The following is a 21651-nucleotide window of genomic DNA, read 5'->3' on the forward strand; positions in this document are numbered from 1 at the left end:
CGTTCAACTAACGCTCCTGCTGGTGGTTCGGACCGAGGGGGGTGTTCCCCGTGGTCGAGTTGTTCGCCTGTCGGCCCTGCTGGATGCCGCGGCGCAGATTGGTCAGCCGGCCGCGGACGTCGTCGGGTGCACGCGAGACCTGCGGGCCGGCCGTGTGGGCCTGCTCCTGCGCGGTCCCGGGTACGAGGTTGGCCTTCGGCACGCGCCGGGGGAGGCCGGAGGTGGTGACGCCGCCGGCCGCGGGCTTGCGCACCCGTTCGGCCTGGCGCACCAGCTCGTCGTTGGGCGAGGTCCGCCAGGCGGCCCCGCCGTTCTGGCGTCCGCCGTCACCGGGCGCCGGAGCGGACGGCGACGGCACGACCGGGGTCGGCTGCGTCACGTCCGGCTGCGCCTGCTGCGCGGCCTGCTGCTGGGCCTGCTCCTGCTGGAACCAGTTGGTCTCCAGCGTGTCGTACAGCGGCGTGCGGCCGTCGCCCGCACCGGCCGGCGGCAGCGCCTCCGGACGACGCGGCTGCCCGAGGGCGGGCTGCTGGCGACCGGCGTCGCCGCCGGTCCGCTGACGAGGAGCCGGGGCCTGCGGGGCCTGAGGCTGCTGCTGGGCCTGCGGGACGTACGGCTGGCGGCCGAACTGCTGCTGCTGGCCGCCCTGGTACGCCTGCGGGGCCTGCGGCTGCTGGGCCTGCTGCGGGACCTGCGGGGCGCCGAAGTCGGGCCGCGGGAACTGACCGGTCGAGCCGGGACCCTGCGGGGCGTCCGGGCGCGGGAACTGTCCGGTCGAGCCCGGACCCTGCGGGGCACCGAAGTCGGGGCGCGGGAACTGCGCCGTCGACGCCGGGTCCTGCGCGCCGCCCTGGTACGCCTGCTGCTGGGGCTGCTGGGGCTGCTGCGGCCGACCCTGCTGCGGAGCCTGCGGGGCGCCGAAGTCGGGGCGCGGGAACTGGCCCGTGGAGCCGGGACCCTGCGGGGCCGACTGCGCCGGAGCGCCGTACAGGCCGGCCGCCTCCGGGTCCTCGTGGCCGCGCGGGGCGTCCAGCGGGGACATCTCCTGCTGCGGGCGCCGGACCGGCTGCTGCGCCGGGTCGTTGCCCCAGCTCGCCGCCTGCGGGCGCTGCGGCTGCGGGTTGCCGCCCGGCAGCTCGGCGCGCGGGAAGTCGTAGCCGCCGGGCTGCCCGGCCTGCGGCGCCTGGTGCTGCGGGGCGTGCTGCGGCGCACCGGGTCCGGCCTGCGGGGCGGACTGGTTGCCCTGGGTGCCCTGGTTGCCCCACACGTCCGTACGGGACGGGATCGCGCTCGCCGCGCCGCCGATGAGACCGCCGCCGCCGGGACCCGGGCGCAGCGCGTCCGGGTTCTGCGGCAGCTGGCCGGTCTGGTCGAACTGCGCGTTCTGCGGCTGCGGGGTGCGCTGCTGCGGGGCGCCCTGCTGCGGGGCACCGTCACGGGCGGGCAGCGCGGCCCGGGGACCGCTCGTACCGACCTGGCCGCGCGCGGGACCGGCGCCGACCCGGCCGGCCGCCGCGGACGGCGCACCGCCCGGACGTCCGCCGCCGGGGCCACCGGCCGCACCGGGGCCGCCGGGGAGACGGCCGCCCGGGGCGGACGCGCCCTGCGGCATCGCGCCCTGGCCGCCGGCGCCCGGCTTGGGCATCGGCTTCTTGCCGCCCTGGGCGACGTCGACCGGGAGCATGACCAGCGCGGTGGTGCCGCCCGAGTCGGACGGGCGCAGCTGGATGCGGATGCCGTGTCGCAGGGACAGGCGGCCGACCACGAACAGGCCCATGCGGCGGGAGACGGAGACGTCCACGGTGGGCGGCGAGGCGAGCCGCTCGTTGATCGCGGCGAGGTCCTCGGGGGAGAGGCCGATGCCGGTGTCGTGGATCTCGACGAGCACCCGGCCGTCGGGCAGGGCGTGACCGGTGACCCGGACCTTGGTCTGCGGCGAGGAGAACGAGGTGGCGTTCTCCAGCAGCTCGGCGAGGAGGTGCACGAGGTCGTTGACGACCCGGCCGGCGACCTCGGTCGCCGGGACCGCGGCCAGTTCGATGCGCTCGTACTGCTCCACCTCGGAGGCGGCGGCGCGGAGGACGTCGACCAGCGGGACCGGACGGGTCCAGCGGCGGCCGGGCTCCTCGCCGGCGAGGACGAGGAGGTTCTCGCCGTTCCGGCGCATACGGGTCGCGAGGTGGTCGAGCTTGAAGAGCGAGGAGAGCTGGTCCGGGTCGGCCTCGCGCGACTCCAGTTCGGAGATGAGCGAGAGCTGACGCTGGATGAGGCCCTGGGAACGGCGCGAGAGGTTGGTGAACATCGCGTTGACGTTGCCCCGGAGGAGGGCCTGCTCGGCGGCGAGGCGGACGGCCTCGCGGTGCACGTCGTCGAAGGCCGCGGCCACCTGGCCGATCTCGTCCCGGGAGTGCACACCGACGGACTCGACGGAGGTGTCGACGTCCTGCGGGTCGGACTCGGAGAGCTGCTTGACGAGCTCGGGCAGGCGGTCCTGGGCGACCTTGGTCGCGGTGTCCTGGAGCCGGCGCAGCGAGCGGATCATGGACCGGGCCACGACGAAGGCGCCGATGAGCGAGACGCCGAGGACGAGGAGGATCAGCGCACCGTTGATGATGGCCTCGCGCTGCGACTCCTGCCGCAGCTCACGGGCCATCGTCTCCATGTCGCCGAGGAGGCCGTCCTCGATGACGTTCATGGCGTTGATCTTGATGCCGTACTCGTCGGTGAAGTTCAGGTGACCGCGACGGGTGCCGCCGGGCATCGCGTCGTCCGCGTTCAGCACGCGCTCGGCGTACTTGTCGGCGGCGACGATCGACGGGTTGGCGCCGGTGAGCGAGGCGGTCCGCTCGGCGGCGTCGCCGCCGGTCGACTCGTAGATCGCCTGGAACGACTTGAACTCGACGCCCTCACTGTTGAGCGCGGCGTCGGCGTACAGGCGGTCACCCTGCTGGATGCGGCCCGGGGTCTTGTCGTTCGGCGGGAGCGCGGCGGCGATGATCGCCTGCTGGATGGAGGCGTACTCCTTGGCGGACGAGAACGCGGCGAGCGCGCGGGTCCGCTTGATCATCTCCGGGTTGCTGGTCGCCTGCGCCATGTCCTGGGACAGGCTGAGCAGCGAGCGGATCAGACGGCTGTACGCCTCGACCGTCACCGAGTGGGCGACGCCCTTCTCGTAGGCGTTGCCGCGGATCGTGTTGAGCTGGATGACCTGGGAGGCGATCTGGCTGACGTTCTGGCGGATGCTCCGCAGCGCCTCGTCGCCCTCGGTGGTCGGGATGTCCTCGGTGGCGTCGAGGAACGCCTTGTACTCGCGGTCCGTCTTCCGGCGCGGGTTGGCGACCTGGTAGTCGCTGACCGGGCGGCCGTTGGCGAGCGGACCGGCGGACAGGTCGCGCTCGGACTGCAGCGCCTGCGCGAGGTCGGTCGCCTCTCGGGTCAGCTTGGTCAGCAGCTGCATGTGGTCGAGCTGCTCCATGTCCTGGAGCGACTCGCTGATGCGGATGCCGCCCAGGGTGGTCGCCGCCACCACGGGGAGGGTGAGGAGGGCGACGAGGCGCGTGGAGATGCGCCAGTTGCGCAGGGCTATTCGCGGGCCGACCTCGTTCTCGGGCCGCGGCTTGGCGGGCGCGGCGGCCGACGCGTCGGCCGGAGCGGCCTTGGCCGTCTTGCCCTTGGCGCCCGCGCGCTTGCCGGAGTCGCCGGCGTCGCCGGACGGTCCCTGTCCCTGGTTCGGGCCGTGCGGGGCCGAGGGACCGCGGTCGGTCCCGGCACGCGGTTCCTGCTCCGCCGGAGCTTCCGCTCGGCTCTGGCGGGCCTGGGGAGACCCCGAGCCATCCCTCTTGAAACGTCCCTGCACTAGCGTCGCAACCTTTTGACCAGGCGTCCTTCCGGGTGAACGGAGCGGACGGTGTCGGCGTCAGTCGGGGTACGCGAGTACCCCGGGTGGTCATCGGTGACCGGCGCAGTTCCCCCTTCCCCGCCACACGGCCGGCGCTGCGTTGCGCCCTCCTGCGCGCCGGCTTGAACCCGCGGCGGTGCGTGGAATTCCAGCACAGTGCCGGATCTCCAACAAGGGCCGCGTGTCGCACGGTGAGGGGAATGACAACGCGTGCACGAAGTGTCACCCCATGTAGAAGATGATCACGGAGGTTTCGGACTTTTACCCTCCAATGGTTCCGCGTACTGGTGTGTCCCAGTCGGCATGATCAGGAGCGGAATAGAGCATTCAGTGGAGGAATGTCCCTTTCCGTGGCCGTCGGCGACCGTCCGTAATGCCAGGAATGTCCCACACGTGGTGAGGAAACTCACACGAGAATCGATGTCTGAGCCATGCATTCGAAGGGAATGGCATGTTTAGCCTGACGCTTTACACCCCTTCGCGCCCGCACGCGGCGCCCGTTCCGGAACAAGGTCAGACCACCGCGATGAAGACGACGACGCCCGGCACCACGGCCAACCCCCGCCGTTCCACCCTCGTCCACCTCACGGACGCCGCCGACCTCGGCCGGGGCGCCCTGCCGGAGTACGCGGCCGAGCTGCCCGGCCGGACGGCCAACCCCCGCCGCACGATCCTCATGCAGGCCCCGGCGCCCTACGAGCCCCAGCCGTACGCCACGCCGGCGCGCTGACCCGGCGCGGGCCGCGCCCGCGTCGCGACGCACGTCACCCCCGTCATCGGCCACGCTGATATCGCCGGTCGACCGCCCCCGCGCCGCGTTAGCCTGGAGCGTCAGACTCCAGCCAGTAGCAAGTGAGGGGCGACAGCACTCGTGCGCATCGCCAGATTCTCCATCGACGGCAATGTGGCCTTCGGCGCCGTCGAGGGCGAGGGAACCGTCGAGTCAGGCGGCCTCGTCCTCGACATCATCAAGGGCATCCCGTACACCGACTTCGAGCTCAGCGGCACCAAGGTCCCGCTGAGCAAGGTACGGCTCCTGCCGCCCGTGCTCCCCAACAAGGTCGTGGGCATCGGCCGCAACTACGCGGAGCACGCCGCCGAGCTCGGCAACGAGGTCCCCGACGTCCCCGTCGCCTTCTTCAAGCCCACCACCTCGGTGATCGGCCCCGGCGACGCCATCGAGTACCCCTCCTTCTCCGACGAGCTGCACCACGAGGCCGAACTGGCCGTGGTCATCGGCCGCATGTGCCGCGAGGTGCCCCGCGAGCGCGTGAAGGACGTCGTCTTCGGCTACACCTGCGCCAACGACGTCACCGCCCGCGACGCCCAGCGGCGCGAGAAGCAGTGGGCCCGCGCCAAGGGCTTCGACACCTCCTGCCCGCTCGGCCCCTGGGTGGAGACCGACCTCGACCCGAGCGACCTGACCATCCAGGCCACGGTCAACGGCGAACAGCGCCAGCTGGGTCGCACGAGCGACATGATCCGCTCCATCGAGGACCTGGTCGTCCACATCTCCGAGGCCATGACGCTGCTCCCCGGCGACGTCATCCTCACCGGCACCCCCGCCGGGGTCGGCCCCCTCAACGTCGGCGACGAGGTCGCCGTCACCATCGAAGGCATCGGCACTCTCACCAATAGGGTGATCAAGCGTGGCTAACGCGAACATCCGCGTCCGTTTCTGTCCCTCGCCGACCGGCAACCCCCACGTGGGCCTGGTCCGCACCGCTCTCTTCAACTGGGCCTTCGCCCGGCACAACGAGGGCACCATGGTCTTCCGCATCGAGGACACCGACGCTGCGCGCGACTCCGAGGAGTCGTACAACCAGCTGCTCGACTCGCTGCGGTGGCTCGGCCTCGACTGGGACGAGGGCCCGGAGATCGGCGGCCCGCACGCGCCGTACCGCCAGTCGCAGCGGATGGACATCTACAAGGACGTCGCCGACAAGCTGCTCGCCGGCGGTTACGCGTACCCCTGCTACTGCACCACCGAGGAGCTCGACGAGCGCCGCGAGGCCGCCCGCGCCGCCGGCCGCCCCTCCGGCTACGACGGCCACTGCCGCGACCTCACGGCCGAGCAGAAGGCCGCGTACGAGGCGGAGGGCCGCGCGTCGATCGTCCGCTTCCGGATGCCCGACGAGCCGATCACCTTCACCGACCTGGTCCGCGGCGAGCTCACCTTCACCCCGGAGAACGTGCCGGACTACGGCATCCTCCGGGCCAACGGCGCCCCGCTGTACACGCTGGTCAACCCGGTCGACGACGCCCTCATGGAGATCACCCACGTCCTGCGCGGCGAGGACCTGCTCTCCTCCACCCCGCGCCAGGTCGCGCTCTACAAGGCGCTGATCGAGCTGGGCGTCGCCAAGGAGATCCCCTCCTTCGGCCACCTGCCGTACGTGATGGGCGAGGGCAACAAGAAGCTCTCCAAGCGCGACCCGCAGGCGTCCCTCAACCTCTACCGGGAGCGCGGCTTCCTCCCCGAGGGCCTGCTGAACTACCTGTCGCTCCTCGGCTGGTCCTTCTCGGCCGACCAGGACCTCTTCACCATCCCCGAGATGGTGGCGAAGTTCGACATCGCCGACGTCAACGCCAACCCGGCGCGCTTCGACCTCAAGAAGGCCGAGTCGATCAACGCCGACCACATCCGGATGCTCGACGTGAAGACCTTCGCCGAGGCGTGCGAGCCCTGGCTGAAGGCCCCGCACGCCAACTGGGCGCCCGAGGACTTCGACCGCGCCGCCTGGGAGGCCATCGCGCCGCACGCCCAGACGCGCATGACGGTCCTCTCGGAGATCACGGCCAACGTCGACTTCCTCTTCCTCCCGGAGCCGGTCTTCGACCAGCCCTCGTGGGACAAGGCGATGAAGGGCGAGCCCGCCGCGCTGCTCACCACGGCCCGCGAGAAGCTGGAGGCCGCCGACTGGAGCGACCCCGAGTCGCTCAAGAACGCGGTGCTGGCCGCCGGCGAGGTCCACGGCCTCAAGCTCGGCAAGGCCCAGGCCCCGGTCCGCGTCGCGGTCACCGGCCGCACGGTCGGCCTGCCGCTCTTCGAGTCCCTGGAGATCCTGGGCAAGGAGAAGTCCCTGACCCGCATCGACGCGGCCCTGGCGAAGCTCGCCGCGTAACGGTCCCCCCGTCGGGGTCCCGCCGTGCGGACCGCGCGCTACGGTCGTTCCATGACCATCCGCGCGGTCCTCTGGGACGTGGACGACACGATCTTCGACTACGCCCGCGCCGACCGCGCGGGCATGAGCGAGCACCTGACGGCCGAGGGCCTGGTGGACGGATTCGACTCCGTCGACCAGGCCCTCCGTCGTTGGCGGGAGCTCACCACGCTCCACTGGCGCCGCTTCGAGGCCGGCGGGGTCGACTTCGAGGAGCAGCGCCGGGAGCGGGTCAGGGACTTCCTGGGGCTGCCGCTGACCGCGGCCGAGGCCGACGACTGGTTCGGGCGCTACCTGGCGCGCTACGAGGCCGCCTGGGAGCTCTTCCCCGACACCGTCCCCGTCCTGGACCTGCTGGCTCGTGACTACCGTCACGGGATCCTGTCGAACGCCAGCATCCACAACCAGGAGCGGAAGCTCCGGGTCCTGGGCGTGCGCGACCGCTTCGAGGCCGTCCTGTGCGCCGCCGAGCTCGGTGTCGCCAAGCCCGCCCCGGAGGCGTTCCACGCCGCCTGCACCGCCCTTGACCTGCCCCCGGACCAGGTGGCGTACGTCGGGGACCAGCCGGACATCGACGCGCGCGGCGCCGTCGAGGCCGGGCTCCTGGGCATCTGGCTGGACCGCGCGGACACCGGCGGCCGCCCCGAGCTGAACCGGATCACGGACCTCCGCCAGCTCCCCGCCCTGCTCGGCGGGCATACCCGTTTTGGAGCACCGTCCACCTTCGGGTAATGTTCTTCCTGCGCCGAGGGGAACAAGCCGAAAGGCAAGAACCCGGAAAGCGCAAGCCGAGCAAGATCCTCCCTGGTGGGGAAGTTGCCCCGGTGGCCTATGGTGTAATTGGCAGCACGACGGTTTCTGGTTCCGTTAGTCTTGGTTCGAGTCCAGGTAGGCCAGCTCGCAGAGCTTTATCTGCAAACGTGGATGGCATCCACAAAGCCCCCGTTGTGTAGCGGCCTAGCACGCCGCCCTCTCAAGGCGGTAGCGCCGGTTCGAATCCGGTCGGGGGTACTGATCCATCCTGTAGGTCACTTGGGTAGCTCCCAGTGGATCTACGGTGACATCACCCGGTTTCGGCCGGGTGGGATCGCTAGGGCCCCCGTTGTGTAGCGGCCTAGCACGCCGCCCTCTCAAGGCGGTAGCGCCGGTTCGAATCCGGTCGGGGGTACGGTGTAACCACCATGGCCTATGGTGTAATTGGCAACACTACGGTTTCTGGTACCGTCATTCTTGGTTCGAGTCCAGGTAGGCCAGCTCGCAGAGCTCATCTGCACCGCGGATCTGATCCGCAAGGCCCCCGTTGTGTAGCGGCCTAGCACGCCGCCCTCTCAAGGCGGTAGCGCCGGTTCGAATCCGGTCGGGGGTACACGTAGAAGAAGCCCTTCCCTTCGGGGGAGGGCTTCTTCGCTGTGCGGTGCCGTACGGGACGTCCGTACCGCGCGTGGACACAACTCCGGCCCACCGCTGCGGCGTTGAAGCGGTGGGCCGGGGACGACCGGAGGGAAGGGGCGCGTCAGCCGTTGCGGCGGAGCGCCTCGGAGAGACGGGCGGCGGCGTCGATGACCGCCTGGGCGTGCATACGGCCCGGGTGGCGCGTCAGGCGCTCGATCGGGCCCGAGACCGACACGGCGGCCACCACGCGGTTCGAGGGGCCCCGCACGGGCGCGGAGACGGACGCCACGCCCGGCTCCCGCTCACCGATCGACTGGGCCCAGCCGCGGCGCCGTACGCCCGACAGGGCGGTCGCCGTGAAGCGGGCGCCCTGGAGGCCGCGGTGCAGCCGCTCGGGCTCCTCCCAGGCCATCAGGATCTGCGCCGAGGAGCCGGCCTTCATGGTCAGCGTCGAGCCGACCGGCACGGTGTCGCGCAGGCCCGAGAGCCGCTCGGCGGCCGCCACGCAGATGCGCATGTCGCCCTGCCGGCGGTAGAGCTGGGCGCTCTCGCCGGTGACGTCGCGCAGATGCGTCAGAACCGGGCCCGCGGTCGCGAGCAGGCGGTCCTCGCCGGCCGCGGCCGCGAGCTCCGACAGGCGCGGTCCGAGGATGAACCGGCCCTGCATGTCACGGGCCACCATCCGGTGGTGTTCCAGTGCCACGGCGAGACGATGTGCCGTGGGTCGTGCGAGTCCCGTCGCCGCGACCAGTCCTGCGAGGGTGGCCGGACCGGACTCCAGGGCGCTCAGGACAAGGGCTGCCTTGTCGAGAACGCCTACGCCGCTAGAGTTGTCCATGCAACGATATTCGCGTCTCACTCTGTGAAACGCAAGTTCAATTTTCCGCGGAACTTGTCACTCTGGTGAGGCGGCCGCACAACGGCCCGCGAAACGGGTCTCTAGTTGCGCCGGCACAGACGTCGGCCGGAGGGAAAGCGATGGGTAGGACACTCGCGGAGAAGGTCTGGGACGACCACGTCGTCCGGCGCGCCGAGGGCGAGCCCGACCTCCTCTTCATCGATCTGCACCTGCTGCACGAGGTGACCAGCCCCCAGGCGTTCGACGGTCTGCGCCAGAACGGCCGGCAGGTGCGGCGCCTCGACCTCACCATCGCCACCGAGGACCACAACACCCCCACCCTCGACATCGACAAGCCGATCGCCGACCCGGTCTCCCGCGCGCAGCTGGAGACGCTGCGCAAGAACTGCGCCGAGTTCGGCGTCCGCCTGCACCCGCTGGGCGACGTCGAGCAGGGCGTCGTCCACGTCGTGGGACCGCAGCTGGGTCTGACCCAGCCCGGCACCACCGTCGTCTGCGGCGACTCGCACACCTCCACGCACGGCGCCTTCGGCGCCCTGGCGTTCGGCATCGGCACCAGCCAGGTCGAGCACGTGCTCGCCACCCAGACGCTGCCGCTGGCCCGGCCCAGGACCATGGCCATCACGGTCGACGGCGACCTGCCCGAGGACGTCACCGCCAAGGACCTGATCCTGGCGATCATCGCCAAGATCGGCACCGGCGGCGGCCAGGGCTACATCCTCGAGTACCGCGGCTCCGCCATCGAGAAGCTCTCGATGGAGGCCCGGATGACCATCTGCAACATGTCCATCGAGGCCGGTGCCCGCGCGGGCATGATCGCCCCCGACGAGACCACCTTCGCCTACCTGGAGGGCCGTGCCCACGCCCCCGAGGGCGAGGACTGGGACGCCGCCGTCGCGTACTGGAAGACCCTGAGGTCCGACGAGGACGCCGTCTTCGACGCCGAGGTCGTCATCGACGCCGCCTCCCTGGCGCCGTTCGTCACCTGGGGCACCAACCCGGGCCAGGGCGCGCCGCTTTCGGCGAACGTCCCCGACCCGGCTTCGTACGAAGACGCTTCGGAGCGCCTCGCCGCCGAAAAGGCCCTGGAGTACATGGGGTTGACCGCCGGGCAGCCGCTGCGCGACATCAAGGTCGACACCGTCTTCGTAGGCTCCTGCACCAACGGCCGCATCGAGGACCTGCGCAACGCCGCGGACCTCCTCCAGGGCCGCCGGGTCGCCGACGGCGTCCGGATGCTGGTCGTCCCCGGCTCGGTCCGGGTCGCCCTGCAGGCCGTCGAGGAGGGCCTGGACAAGGTCTTCAAGGAGGCCGGCGCCGAATGGCGGCACGCGGGCTGCTCGATGTGCCTGGGCATGAACCCCGACCAACTGGCCCCCGGCGAGCGCTCCGCGTCCACCTCCAACCGCAACTTCGAGGGCCGGCAGGGCAAGGGGGGCCGGACCCACCTGGTCTCGCCCCAGGTCGCCGCCGCCACCGCCGTCCTGGGCCACCTGGCCTCCCCGGCCGATCTGTCCGACGTCGCCACCACCGCGGGGGTCTGAGGAACCATGGAAGCTTTCACCACGCACACCGGCCGGGCCGTCCCGCTGCGCCGCAGCAACGTCGACACCGACCAGATCATCCCGGCGCACTGGCTCAAGAAGGTCACCCGCGACGGCTTCGAGGACGGTCTCTTCGAGGCATGGCGCAAGGACCCCGAGTTCGTCCTCAACCGCCCCGAGCGGCAGGGCGCCTCGGTCCTGGTGGCCGGCCCCGACTTCGGCACCGGCTCCTCCCGTGAGCACGCCGTCTGGGCGCTCCAGAACTACGGCTTCCAGGCGGTCGTCTCCGCCCGCTTCGCCGACATCTTCCGCGGCAACTCGCTGAAGAACGGCCTGCTGACCGTCGTCCTGCCGCAGGAGACGGTGGACGCGCTCTGGGAGCTCACCGAGGCCGACCCGACCGCCGAGGTCACCGTCGACCTGGAGCGCCGCAAGGTCCTCGCCGCCGGGATCGACGCCGACTTCGAGCTCGACGAGAACGCCCGCTGGCGTCTGCTGAACGGTCTGGACGACATCAGCCTCACCCTTCAGAACGAAGCCGACATCGCGACCTACGAGGCGGCCAGGCCGTCCTACAAGCCCCGTACAATTACGGTCTGAGCAGCGCTTTTCCAAGACTGCGCCCCCCACCTCACGGTGGGGGGCGCAGTCGCTTGTTGGGACCCTGTCGGGCGACAACTCGCCCTAGATGGCACAATCGGTGCATGGAACGCGACAGCCAACTCGAGCTCTACGAGGCAGTCGCCGCCCGATTGAAGGAAGCGCACACAAGGGTGCGCTCACTGCAAGTCCCGGAGGGCGTAAGGATGGCGCTGTCCCGGAAGCTGCTGGTCGTGACGGCCGCGGCGAAGCACGATCTCAAGGACGCGGCAGCGCGTCTGGAGCGGTTGATGAAGGACCTCGACGAGGGCCGATTCCCAGAGGACGACTGACACCAGGAACTCCGCAGCGGCTCTTCCGCGTTGCGGCACTAGGGTGATTAGCCCGTTTCGTGTTTGATTTGCGGTATATACATGCCTAACGTGCGAAAAAGCTTGAACACTTTCGTTCTGGCAATGTCTCCGAAGGGGAAGACGTGAACAAGGCGCAGCTCGTAGAAGCGATTGCCGACAAGATGGGCGGTCGTCAGCAGGCCGCCGAAGCCGTCGACCACGTGCTCGACGCCATCGTGCGTGCCGTGGTCGGGGGCGACCGGGTCTCGGTCACGGGCTTCGGCTCGTTCGAGAAGGTCGACCGTCCGGCCCGCTACGCCCGCAACCCCCAGACGGGTGAGCGCGTCCGGGTCAAGAAGACCTCGGTTCCGCGCTTCCGTGCAGGTCAGGGCTTCAAGGACCTCGTCAGCGGCTCCAAGAAGCTCCCCAAGGGCGGCGAGGTCTCCGTCAAGAAGGCCCCCAAGGGCAGCCTCACCGGCGGCGCCTCCGCCACCGTGAAGAAGGCCGCCGCCAAGCGGGCCACCACCGCCAAGAAGGCCGCCGCGAAGAAGGCGACCCCGGTGAAGAAGGCCACGACGGCCGCCGCCAAGAAGGCGACGCCGGCGAAGAAGACCACCACCGCGGCCGCCAAGAAGGCGACCCCCGCGAAGAAGGCCACCACCGCCGCGAAGAAGACCACCGCCGGCGGGGCCGCGAAGAAGGCCACCACCGCGGCCGCCGCCAAGAAGGCGACCAAGGCCACGGCCAAGAAGACCGCGCCGGCCGCGAAGAAGGCCACGGCGACGAAGGCGCCCGCCAAGAAGACGACGGCGCGCAAGACGACCGCCAAGAAGACCGCCGCCAAGAAGTAGGACGAGCGGTACCGACCCGCCGGGCCGGGCTCCCACCGGGGAGCCCGGCCCGCGGCGCGTCCGGACACGGGCCCGGACCAGGGACGTCAGAAGGTCTGGAGCGTCACCAGGGTGATCAGCGGAGCGGCCCCGGGAGCCGCCGGCTCCGTCTCGATCCGCACCCGCTGCCCCGGCCGGAGCAGCCGCAGGCCGCCCGCGTCGAAGGCGTCCGCCCCGAACTCCACGGGGGTGCCGTCGTCGAGCAGCACACTGCCGCTGTGGGTCTCGGGGTCGTACGTGAACGCGGTCGCCTGCATGGGCCGCAGCCTATCCGGCCACGGGCAGCCACCGGGCGGCCGTCCGCGGGCCGAGCCCCAGGGCCCGGGCCTCCTCCAGATCCTCGCCGGTGTCCACGTCCCGGCGTACGGAATCCACCCCCGCGAGCCGGATTTCCACCGCTCCCGAAGACAAATGCCGCAACCTCGACGCACCCCCGAATGCCGGTTCCAATTCCACCCCCGGACCCGCCGAGAGGAATGTCGTACCTATTTCGGCGGCATCCGCGAGAAATGCCCTCGGAAATGTCCGGGCCGCGTCCAGGACCCGGGTCAGCTCCGCGGGGCGCAGCGCCGGCAGGTCCGCGTTGAGCGCGGCCACGCGTGCGAGCGGCCGCGCGTGCCGTAACGCGCGCACCCCGTGGGCGAGGGCCGCGTTGAGCCCCGCCGCCGGGGTGTCCGGCACGATCCGGGCGCCCAGGGCCGCGAGGGCCGCCCCGGCCGCCGGATCGTCCGTGACGACCACCACATCCCGTACGCGCGCGCACTCCAGCACCGCCGCGACGGTGTCCTCGGCGAACGCCAGCGCGAGACGGGGGCGCAGGCGGGCTCCGGCCGCCGCGGCCAGTCGGCTCTTCGCCAGGGCAAGGGGCTTCAGGGGTACGACCAGCGACCAGTCGTCGTCCGTATCCGTGTTCATCGCGGCCTATTCTGTCCCGCCCACGCGGTCCGCCGCCGGTTCCGGGGCGTACGGTGTCACTCGACAGAGCAGGAGCACGGGGCGACACTTGATCCCCTGCCAGCCTGTCCCGGAGAAAGGTGTCCGAGTGCCCCGCCGCAGAATCGGCTTCTGGTACCGCCTCGCGGCGGTCATCGCCAAACCCCCCCTGGTGGTTCTGTTCAAGCGGGACTGGCGCGGTATGGAGCACATTCCGGCCGACGGCGGATTCATCACCGCGGTCAACCACAACTCCTACCTGGACCCGTTGTCCTACGCGCACTACCAGTACAACACCGGCCGCGTCCCGCGCCTCCTCGCCAAGGCGGGCCTGTTCAGGACCCCCTTCGTCGGCATGATGCTGCGCGGCACCGGACAGATCCCGGTCTACCGCGAGACGACCAACGCGCTGGACGCCTTCCGCGCCGCCGTGGACGCCATCGAGCGCGGCGAGTGCGTCGCCTTCTACCCCGAGGGCACCCTCACCCGGGACCCCGACATGTGGCCCATGGCCGGCAAGACCGGTGCCGCGCGGGTCGCGCTGCTCACCCGCGCCCCCGTCATCCCGGTGGCCCAGTGGGGCGCCAACCTCGCGATGCCGCCGTACGCCAAGGAGAACAAGCTCCGGCTGTTCCCCCGCAAGACGCTGACCGTGCAGGCCGGTCCGCCGGTCGACCTCTCCCGCTTCCACGGACTCGAGCCCACGCCCGAGGTGCTCCGCGAGGCCACCGAGGTCATCATGGCCGCCATCACCGCCCTCCTGGAGGAGGTCCGCGGCGAGAAGGCGCCCGCCGAGCCGTACGACCACCGCAGGGCCCGCCTCGAACAGCGGCGCAAGGCCGCGGGGGAGGGCACCAAGTGACGAGGGCAGCCGTCTTCGGCAACGGATCCTGGGGCACCGCCTTCGCCATGGTGCTCGCCGACGCGGGGTGCGAGGTCAGCCTCTGGGGCCGGCGCCCCGAACTGGCCAAGGAGATCAACGCCACCCGCACCAACCCCGACTACCTGCCGGGCGTCGAACTCCCCGCGGCCGTCAGGGCCACCGCGGACGCGGCCGAGGCCGCCCGCGACGCCGACTTCACCGTCCTCGTCGTCCCCTCCCAGACCCTGCGCGGCAACCTCGCCGCCTGGAAGCCGCTCCTGGCCCCGGACACCGTCCTCGTCTCCCTCATGAAGGGCGTCGAACTCGGCACCGCCAAGCGGATGAGCGAGGTGATCACCGAGGTCGCCGACGTGCCCGCCGAGCGCGTGGCCGTCCTCACCGGCCCCAACCTGGCCAAGGAGATCGCCGCCCGGCAGCCCGCCGCCGCCGTCGCCGCCTGCGTCGACGAGACGGTCGCCCAGCGGCTCCAGGCCGCCTGCATGACCCCGTACTTCCGCCCGTACACCAACACCGACGTGGTCGGCTGCGAGCTCGGCGGCGCCGTGAAGAACGTCATCGGCCTCGCCGTCGGCATCGCCAACGGCATGGGGCTCGGCGACAACTCCAAGGCCACGCTCATCACCCGCGGCCTCGCCGAGACCACCCGCCTCGGCCTCGCCATGGGCGCCGACCCGCTCACCTTCTCCGGCCTCGCCGGCCTCGGCGACCTCGTCGCCACCTGCTCCTCGCCGCTCTCCCGGAACAACACCTTCGGCACCAACCTCGGCCGCGGGATGACCCTCCAGGAGACCATCGCGGCCACCAAGCAGACCGCCGAAGGCGTCAAGTCCTGCGAGTCCGTGCTCGATCTGGGCCGCCGCCACGGCGTCGACATGCCCATCACCGAGACCGTCGTCTCGATCGTCCACGACGGCAAGCCGCCGGTCGTCGCGCTCAAGGAACTGATGTCGCGGTCGGCCAAGCCCGAACGCCGCTGACCGCCCCCGCCCCGCCGCGCCCGTACACGCGCGGCGGCAGCGGGGCGCTCAGGAGTTCGGGAGTCGCAAGGTACGCTCATCGCGATATGAGCGAGAACACCCAGAGCCCCCGCAAGCCGCGCGTGGCCGTCGTCTTCGGCGGACGCAGCTCCGAGCACGCCATCTCCGTCGTCACGGCGGGCGCCGTCCTCAGCGCCATCGACCGGGACAAGTACGACGTGCTGCCCATCGGCATCACGACGGACGGGCGCTGGGCGCTCACCGCCGACGCCCCCGAGCGCATGGCCATCGCCGACCGCGCCCTGCCCAACGTCGCCGACCTGGCCGAGTCCGAGGAGGGCGGCGTCGTCCTCTCCGTCGACCCCGCCAACCGCGAGGTCGTCCTCACCGAGCCCGGCGCCGTGCCGAAGGCCCTCGGCGAGGTCGACGTGGTCTTCCCCATGCTCCACGGCCCCTACGGCGAGGACGGCACCCTTCAGGGCCTCCTGGAGCTCTCCGGCGTCCCCTACGTCGGCGCGGGCGTCCTCGCCTCCGCCGTCGGCCAGGACAAGGAGTACATGAAGCGGGTCTTCGTCTCCTTCGGCCTGCCGGTCGGTCCCTACGAGGTCATCCGGCCCCGCGAGTGGGAGCAGAGCCCGGCCGCCGCCCGCAAGAAGATCGTCGAGTTCGCCGCCGAGCACGGCTGGCCGCTTTTCGTGAAGCCCGCCCGCGGCGGCTCGTCCATGGGCATCACCAAGGTCGACGACCTCTCCGGCCTGGACGAGGCCATCGAGGAGGCCCGCCGCCACGACCCCAAGATCCTCGTCGAGTCGCTGCTGCGCGGCCGTGAGATCGAGTGCGGCGTCCTGGAGTTCGAGGACGGTCCGCGCGCCAGCGTGCCGGCCGAGATCCCGCCCGTCACCGACCACGACTTCTACGACTTCGAGGCCAAGTACATCGACTCGGCCTCCGGCATCGTGCCCGCGCCGATCGGCGACGAGGCCACCGCCGAGGTCCAGCGCCTGGCCGTCGCGGCCTACGAGGCCGTCTCCTGCGAGGGTCTGGTCCGCGCCGACTTCTTCCTCACCGAGGACGGCGACTTCGTCATCAACGAGATCAACACCATGCCGGGCTTCACGCCCATCTCCATGTACCCGCGCATGTGGCAGGAGAGCGGCGTCGGCTACTCCGAGCTCGTCGACCGGCTCATCCAGGCCGCGCTGAACCGCTCCACCGGCCTGCGCTAGCGGCCGCGGAACGCCCGGTCCGGAGTGCCCCTCAGGAGCACTCCGGATCCAGCCCGCACGGGACGGCCGCCGCCACCGGGGCGGCCAGATCCACCAGCGGGCCCATGTCGTGCGCGTACCGCTCGTCGAGGCTCACCTCGACGTACGTCTTGCGGTACACCGTGGTGAAGCGGGGCGCTCCGCCCTGCGTGCGCTCCAGCATCCAGCGCACGCCGTTCGCGGAGACGCCCTGCGCCTTCGGATCGCTCATCTTTTCGGGCCGGGGGACCCCGCAGCGCAGTACGATCGCACCGTCACCCCACCCGGCGGTCAGCTCGGAGCCGGGCTTCGGATCACTCCGTCCCTGCCCCGCCACGGTGTCGGGAAGCTCCTTCGCCAGGGCCTGGCAGAAGGCGGCCTCCGCCGCCGGGGGGCTGGGAACCACGACGGACGCCGCGGCGCCCGACGAGGAGCAGCCGACGACGGCCAGCAGCAGCACTCCTGCCGTGGCGGCGGCGGGCAGGCCGAAGGGCCGGTGGGAAGAAGTCACCGGCCAAGCGTAGACGGGGGCTACAGATGAACGACCGGGCAGGTGAGGGTGCGCGTGATGCCGTCCACTTGCTGGACCTTGGCGACCACCATGCGGCCGAGCTCGTCGACCGTGTCCGCCTGCGCGCGCACGATGACGTCGTACGGACCGGTCACGTCCTCCGCCTGGAGCACCCCCGGGATCTTGGAGATGGTGTCGGCGACGGTCGACGCCTTGCCCACCTCGGTCTGGATGAGGATGTACGCCTGAACCACGGAACCTCCAGGGCGACCACGAGGATCTTGTGGGAGAAAGGGACGCCACGGTACCGCGTCGCCGCGGGCCGCGGGGAGACCCGCGCGTCCCGGGACGCCCGCGGTGTGGCGTACGCAGGACAGAAGTTGACGGTCTACTTGACGGTACCCAGCACGGTGACGGCCCGCGACCCGCGGCGCGCCCAGACGCGCCACCGCCCGCCGGCCGGCACGACGACACGAGGTGAGACGCGGTGAAGGGCACAGTCGGAGAGCTGGGCGAGTTCGGGCTCATCAGGGAGCTCACGTCCCGGCTCACCTCCACCCCCGCGGTGCGGATCGGGCCCGGCGACGACGCCGCGGTCGTCTCCGCCCCCGACCGGAGGGTGGTCGCCAGCACGGACATCCTCCTCGAAGGACGCCATTTCCGCCGCGACTGGTCGACGGCCTACGACGTCGGCCGCAAGGCCGCCGCGCAGAACCTCGCCGACATCGCCGCCATGGGTGCGGTCCCCACCGCGCTCCTCCTCGGCCTCGTCGTCCCCGCGGAACTGCCCGTCACCTGGGCCACCGAACTCATGGACGGACTGCGCGACGAATGTCAGGTCGCGGGCGCGGCCGTGGTCGGCGGGGACGTCGTCCGCGGCGACACGATCATGGTCTCCATCACCGCCCTCGGCGACCTGCGCAACCACGACCCGGTCACCCGGGGCGGGGCCCAGCCCGGCGACGTCGTCGCCTACACCGGCTGGCTCGGCTGGTCCGCCGCCGGATACGCGGTCCTCTCCCGGGGCTTCCGCTCCCCGCGGGCCTTCGTGGAGGCCCACCGCAGGCCCGAGCCGCCGTACCACGCGGGCCCGGCCGCCGCCGGACTCGGCGCCACCGCCATGTGCGACGTCAGCGACGGCCTCATCGCCGACCTCGGCCACATCGCCGAGGCCAGCAAGGTCCGCATCGACCTGCGCTCCGGGCTCATCGACATCCCCACCCAGATGAACGACATCGGCCAGGCCGTCGGCGTCGACCCCATGCAGTGGGTGCTCACCGGGGGAGAGGACCACGCCATCGTGGCCACCTTCCCGCCCGACGTGAAGCTCCCCGCCCGCTGGAAGGTCATCGGCGAGGTCCTCAACCCCTCGGCGCTGCCCCAGGTCACCGTCGACGGGGCCCCCTGGCACAGCGCCGGCGGCTGGGACCACTTCGGGGAGACCGAGTGACCTCGCGGCCGCCGCTCGTCCTCACCGTCGCCGGATCCGACTCCGGCGGCGGCGCGGGCATCCAGGCCGACCTCAAGACCATGCTCGCCCTCGGCGTCCACGGCATGAGCGTCCTCACCGCCGTCACCGCCCAGAACTCCCTGGGCGTCCACGGCGCCTGGGAGCTACCCCCGGAGGCCGTGCGCGCCCAGTACCGGGCCGTGGTCGACGACATCGGCGTCCAGGCCGTCAAGACGGGCATGCTCGCCTCCGCGGCCCTCGTCGAGACGGTGGCCGAGCTGCTGGCCGCGACCGACGCCCCGGTCGTCGTGGACCCGGTGGGCGTCTCCAAACACGGCGACGCGCTCCTCGCGGAATCCGCGCTCGACTCCGTACGGACCCGACTCCTGCCGGTCGCCACCGTCGCCACCCCGAACCTGGACGAGGTGACGCAGCTCACCGGCGTCCACGTCGTGTACGAGAGCGACATGCGGTCGGCCGCGGAAGGGGTCCTGTCCTACGGGCCGGAGTGGGTCCTGATCAAGGGCGGACACCTGCCCACCGGCCGGGAGGCCGTCGACCTGCTCACCGACGGCACCGAGGAGCACTGGCTCCGCGCCCCGCGCCACGACAACGGCCACACCCACGGGACGGGCTGCACGCTCGCCTCGGCCATCGCCTCGGGGCTGGCCCTGGGGCTGCCCGTGCCGGAGGCCGTACGGCGGGCGAAGGAGTACGTGACCGGGGCCATCGCCGCCGGCTTCGCGCTGGGCTCGGGCATCGGCCCGGTCGACCACGGCTGGCGGTTCAGGGACTGAGTCCGCCCCCGGGCATGGCAAAAGGCCGGTTCACCTAGGTGAACCGGCCTTTCAAGGCAACCGCAGGGGCTGCGCTACGACGGAACGTCGCAATTAGCGCGAGACCTTGCCGGCCTTGATGCACGAGGTGCAGACGTTGAGCCGCTTCGGCGTCCGACCGACCACGGCACGCACACGCTGGATGTTCGGGTTCCAGCGACGAGGCGTACGGCGGTGCGAGTGCGAAATGTTGTTGCCGAAGCCCGGCCCCTTGCCGCAGACGTCGCAGTTGGCAGCCACGGGTCACTCCAAAGACTTCAGATTTACAGTGAAATCCGGCGCACCGGAATCAGGAGTCTGAAGTGGCTTGCCGGGGGATGGCCCGGCGTGAACCAGGCAACCGAAGCAGCATACAACGGCTGGCTCGGTGGAACGAAACTACCACGGTCTGGGCGGCCACCGCCCCGGGCCCAGGTCACAAGCGCGACACCCCGGGTCTACCCTGCGGTGAGCTCACCGCAGAAGGAGGACCCCCGTTGTCGCGAGCCCTTCCGCCTTTCGAGGAGCTCGTCGAGCTCGACGCCGAAGCGCTCAGGACCTGGTGCGCACGGGCGCTGGACGCCCTCGGCCGGGAGCGCGAGGAGATCGACGCGATCAACGTCTACCCGGTCGCCGACGGGGACACCGGCACCAACCTGTACCTGACGGCGGAAGCCGCCCACCGGGCCGTCGAAGCGGTCTTCGCCGCCTCCGCGCCCGACGCCGCCGAGACCGTACGGGCCATGGCGCACGGCGCCCTGCTGGGCGCCCGCGGCAACTCCGGGACGATCCTCTCCCAGCTCCTGCGCGGCATGGCCGCCGTCCTCGCCGACGGATGTGACGGTGATCACCTCGCCCGCGCCCTCGCCGAGGCGGCTGCCTCCGCCCGGCGGGCCGTCGCCCACCCCGTGGAGGGCACCATCCTCACCGTCGCCGCCGCCGCGGCCGGCGCCTGCGCGGCGGGCGGCCCGCTCGTGGAGGTGGCCGGGAACGCCTACGAAGGCGCCAGGACCGCCCTGGCGGCCACCTCGGGGCAGCTGGACGTCCTCGAACGCGCCGGAGTCGTGGACGCGGGCGGACGCGGGCTGGTGGCCGTCCTCGGCGCGCTCCTGGAGACCGTGACCGGACAGACCCCGCCCGACCCCGCCACGGCCCCCGCACCGCCCGCCGCGCCCCGCCCCGCCGAGGAGTGCGCCGCCGCCGGCGGACCCGCCTACGAGGTGATCTACCTCCTGGAGGCCGACGACACCGCCGTGGAACTCCTCCGCGGCCGCCTCGACGCCCTGGGGGAGTCCCTCGTCGTCGTCGGCGGCGACGGACTCTGGAACGTCCACGTGCACGTCGACGACGCCGGCGCCGCCGTCGAGGCCGGCGTCGAGGCCGGACGCCCGCACCGCATCCGCATCACCCACTTCGCGGCCGACGCCGCGGCGACCGCCGGCCGCGGCGAGCGCGCCCAGCGGGCCGTCGTCGCCGTCGTCCCCGGCGAGGGCCTCGCCGGACTCTGCGCCGAGGCCGGCGCGACCACCGTGCAGAACCGGCCCGGCGAACCGCCCGCCCGCGACGAACTCGTCGACGCGATCCGCCGGGCGCACGCCCGCGAGGTCGTCCTCCTGCCCAACGACACCGACCTGCGCCTGACCGCCGCCGCGGCCGCCGAACACGTCAGGGCCGAGGGCATCCGCGTCGCCCTCATCCCCACCCGCGCCGCCGTCCAGGGCATCGCCGCCCTCGCCGTCCACGAACCCGACCGGCGCTTCGACGAGGACGTCGTCGCCATGACCGCCGCCGCCGGAGCCACCCGCTACGCCGAACTCGCCGTCGCCGAGCGCCAGTCCTTCACCTCGGCCGGCGTCTGCCAGGCCGGCGACGTCCTCGGCCTCATCGAGGGCGACGTCGCCGTCATCGGCCAGGACCTCACCGAGACCGCCCGCACCGTCCTGGACCGGATGCTCTCGGCGGGCGGCGAACTCGTCACCCTCGTCGTCGCCGACGACACCCCGCCCGGTCTCGCCCCCGACCTGGAACGCCACGTCCGCGGCGGCTACCTGGCCGTCGACACCACCACCTACCACGCGGGCGCGGGGGCCCCGCCGCTGCTCATCGGAGTGGAGTAGGACCCCCCGCCGGAGGCCGACCCGGGCGGCCGCCGGCCCCGG

21 protein-coding genes and 5 tRNA genes are annotated in these 21651 nt (G+C 71.8%); 19 read left to right on the plus strand and 7 right to left on the minus strand.

Annotation, left to right across the window (positions count from 1 at the left end; translation table 11 throughout):
- Window positions 1-7: 7 nt before the first annotated feature.
- A complete protein-coding gene (locus AB0424_RS22945; RefSeq protein WP_366308253.1) occupies window positions 8-3856 on the minus strand; it encodes a nitrate- and nitrite sensing domain-containing protein in 3849 nt (1282 codons plus the stop codon).
- Window positions 3857-4424: 568 nt separating this feature from the next.
- Here AB0424_RS22945 and AB0424_RS22950 point away from each other — a divergent pair.
- From AB0424_RS22950 to AB0424_RS22990, 9 genes are all read left to right on the plus strand, one after another.
- On the plus strand, window positions 4425-4628 hold the full coding sequence (locus AB0424_RS22950) for a hypothetical protein (RefSeq protein ID WP_366308255.1): 204 nt from the start codon (window positions 4425-4427) through the stop codon (window positions 4626-4628).
- Window positions 4629-4769: 141 nt separating this feature from the next.
- Window positions 4770-5555: a fumarylacetoacetate hydrolase family protein gene (locus AB0424_RS22955; protein WP_366308257.1), complete on the plus strand. Its 786-nt coding sequence runs from the start codon at window positions 4770-4772 to the stop codon at window positions 5553-5555.
- Window positions 5548-7023 (plus strand): glutamate--tRNA ligase, encoded by a 1476-nt coding sequence (gene gltX / locus AB0424_RS22960; protein ID WP_366308259.1) that lies wholly within the window; start codon window positions 5548-5550, stop codon window positions 7021-7023. The genes AB0424_RS22955 and gltX overlap by 8 nt, the downstream gene beginning before the upstream one ends.
- Window positions 7024-7074: 51 nt before the next feature.
- Window positions 7075-7794, plus strand: a complete 720-nt coding sequence (locus AB0424_RS22965) for an HAD family hydrolase (RefSeq protein WP_366308261.1) — start codon at window positions 7075-7077, stop codon at window positions 7792-7794.
- Between the two features lie 93 nt (window positions 7795-7887).
- Window positions 7888-7959 (plus strand) — tRNA-Gln (locus AB0424_RS22970).
- A 41-nt stretch (window positions 7960-8000) separates the two neighbouring features.
- Window positions 8001-8073: transfer RNA gene (locus AB0424_RS22975), tRNA-Glu, on the plus strand.
- A gap of 84 nt (window positions 8074-8157) precedes the next feature.
- A tRNA-Glu gene (locus AB0424_RS22980) sits at window positions 8158-8230 on the plus strand.
- A gap of 14 nt (window positions 8231-8244) precedes the next feature.
- Window positions 8245-8316 (plus strand) — tRNA-Gln (locus AB0424_RS22985).
- Between the two features lie 39 nt (window positions 8317-8355).
- Window positions 8356-8428: transfer RNA gene (locus AB0424_RS22990), tRNA-Glu, on the plus strand.
- Window positions 8429-8575: 147 nt separating this feature from the next.
- On the opposite strand, the gene ndgR is transcribed toward AB0424_RS22990, so the two are convergent.
- Entirely contained in the window at window positions 8576-9292 is a 717-nt protein-coding gene (gene ndgR, locus AB0424_RS22995; RefSeq protein ID WP_017235973.1) for an IclR family transcriptional regulator NdgR, read from the minus strand.
- 140 nt (window positions 9293-9432) lie between these two features.
- On the opposite strand from ndgR, the gene leuC reads away from it, so the two are divergent.
- The 4 genes from leuC to AB0424_RS23015 all read left to right on the plus strand — a co-directional run bounded on the left by leuC (window position 9433) and on the right by AB0424_RS23015 (window position 12640).
- Window positions 9433-10857 carry a 3-isopropylmalate dehydratase large subunit gene (gene leuC / locus AB0424_RS23000; protein ID WP_366308263.1) on the plus strand — a complete coding sequence of 475 codons (1425 nt, stop codon included), beginning with the start codon at window positions 9433-9435 and terminating at the stop codon, window positions 10855-10857.
- A gap of 6 nt (window positions 10858-10863) precedes the next feature.
- Window positions 10864-11457 carry a 3-isopropylmalate dehydratase small subunit gene (leuD, locus tag AB0424_RS23005; protein ID WP_366308265.1) on the plus strand — a complete coding sequence of 198 codons (594 nt, stop codon included), beginning with the start codon at window positions 10864-10866 and terminating at the stop codon, window positions 11455-11457.
- A 104-nt stretch (window positions 11458-11561) separates the two neighbouring features.
- Window positions 11562-11789 (plus strand): hypothetical protein, encoded by a 228-nt coding sequence (locus AB0424_RS23010; protein ID WP_366308267.1) that lies wholly within the window; start codon window positions 11562-11564, stop codon window positions 11787-11789.
- Window positions 11790-11932: 143 nt separating this feature from the next.
- Window positions 11933-12640 carry an HU family DNA-binding protein gene (locus tag AB0424_RS23015; protein WP_366308269.1) on the plus strand — a complete coding sequence of 236 codons (708 nt, stop codon included), beginning with the start codon at window positions 11933-11935 and terminating at the stop codon, window positions 12638-12640.
- 86 nt (window positions 12641-12726) lie between these two features.
- On the opposite strand, the gene AB0424_RS23020 is transcribed toward AB0424_RS23015, so the two are convergent.
- A complete protein-coding gene (locus tag AB0424_RS23020) occupies window positions 12727-12936 on the minus strand; it encodes a hypothetical protein (protein WP_366308271.1) in 210 nt (69 codons plus the stop codon).
- A 10-nt stretch (window positions 12937-12946) separates the two neighbouring features.
- Window positions 12947-13594 (minus strand): 2-phospho-L-lactate guanylyltransferase, encoded by a 648-nt coding sequence (gene cofC / locus AB0424_RS23025; protein WP_366308273.1) that lies wholly within the window; start codon window positions 13592-13594, stop codon window positions 12947-12949.
- A 127-nt stretch (window positions 13595-13721) separates the two neighbouring features.
- Between cofC and AB0424_RS23030 the strand changes: the two genes are divergently transcribed.
- The 3 genes from AB0424_RS23030 to AB0424_RS23040 all read left to right on the plus strand — a co-directional run bounded on the left by AB0424_RS23030 (window position 13722) and on the right by AB0424_RS23040 (window position 16698).
- Entirely contained in the window at window positions 13722-14474 is a 753-nt protein-coding gene (locus AB0424_RS23030; protein WP_366308275.1) for a lysophospholipid acyltransferase family protein, read from the plus strand.
- Window positions 14471-15472, plus strand: a complete 1002-nt coding sequence (locus tag AB0424_RS23035) for an NAD(P)H-dependent glycerol-3-phosphate dehydrogenase (protein WP_366308277.1) — start codon at window positions 14471-14473, stop codon at window positions 15470-15472. The genes AB0424_RS23030 and AB0424_RS23035 overlap by 4 nt, the downstream gene beginning before the upstream one ends.
- Before the next feature lie 86 nt (window positions 15473-15558).
- On the plus strand, window positions 15559-16698 hold the full coding sequence (locus tag AB0424_RS23040) for a D-alanine--D-alanine ligase family protein (protein WP_366308279.1): 1140 nt from the start codon (window positions 15559-15561) through the stop codon (window positions 16696-16698).
- Between the two features lie 31 nt (window positions 16699-16729).
- Here the strand turns inward: AB0424_RS23040 and AB0424_RS23045 are convergent, their stop codons facing one another.
- Complete coding sequence (locus tag AB0424_RS23045) at window positions 16730-17227, minus strand: DUF3515 domain-containing protein (protein WP_366308281.1); 498 nt, start codon at window positions 17225-17227, stop codon at window positions 16730-16732.
- A 20-nt stretch (window positions 17228-17247) separates the two neighbouring features.
- The gene (locus AB0424_RS23050) at window positions 17248-17481 is read right to left on the minus strand and encodes an Lrp/AsnC ligand binding domain-containing protein (RefSeq protein ID WP_015036438.1); all 234 of its coding nucleotides are present in this window, start codon (window positions 17479-17481) and stop codon (window positions 17248-17250) included.
- 233 nt (window positions 17482-17714) lie between these two features.
- On the opposite strand from AB0424_RS23050, the gene AB0424_RS23055 reads away from it, so the two are divergent.
- The gene (locus AB0424_RS23055) at window positions 17715-18677 is read left to right on the plus strand and encodes a thiamine-phosphate kinase (protein ID WP_366308282.1); all 963 of its coding nucleotides are present in this window, start codon (window positions 17715-17717) and stop codon (window positions 18675-18677) included.
- Complete coding sequence (gene thiD / locus AB0424_RS23060) at window positions 18674-19474, plus strand: bifunctional hydroxymethylpyrimidine kinase/phosphomethylpyrimidine kinase (RefSeq protein ID WP_366308283.1); 801 nt, start codon at window positions 18674-18676, stop codon at window positions 19472-19474. The genes AB0424_RS23055 and thiD overlap by 4 nt, the downstream gene beginning before the upstream one ends.
- A 93-nt stretch (window positions 19475-19567) precedes the next feature.
- Here the strand turns inward: thiD and rpmB are convergent, their stop codons facing one another.
- A complete protein-coding gene (gene rpmB / locus AB0424_RS23065; protein ID WP_015036441.1) occupies window positions 19568-19753 on the minus strand; it encodes a 50S ribosomal protein L28 in 186 nt (61 codons plus the stop codon).
- A gap of 236 nt (window positions 19754-19989) precedes the next feature.
- Between rpmB and AB0424_RS23070 the strand changes: the two genes are divergently transcribed.
- Window positions 19990-21609: a DAK2 domain-containing protein gene (locus AB0424_RS23070; RefSeq protein WP_366308285.1), complete on the plus strand. Its 1620-nt coding sequence runs from the start codon at window positions 19990-19992 to the stop codon at window positions 21607-21609.
- Window positions 21610-21651: the final 42 nt, after the last annotated feature.

The organism is Streptomyces sp. NPDC051180, from assembly GCF_040689545.1.
Taxonomy (GTDB): Bacteria; Actinomycetota; Actinomycetes; order Streptomycetales; family Streptomycetaceae; genus Streptomyces.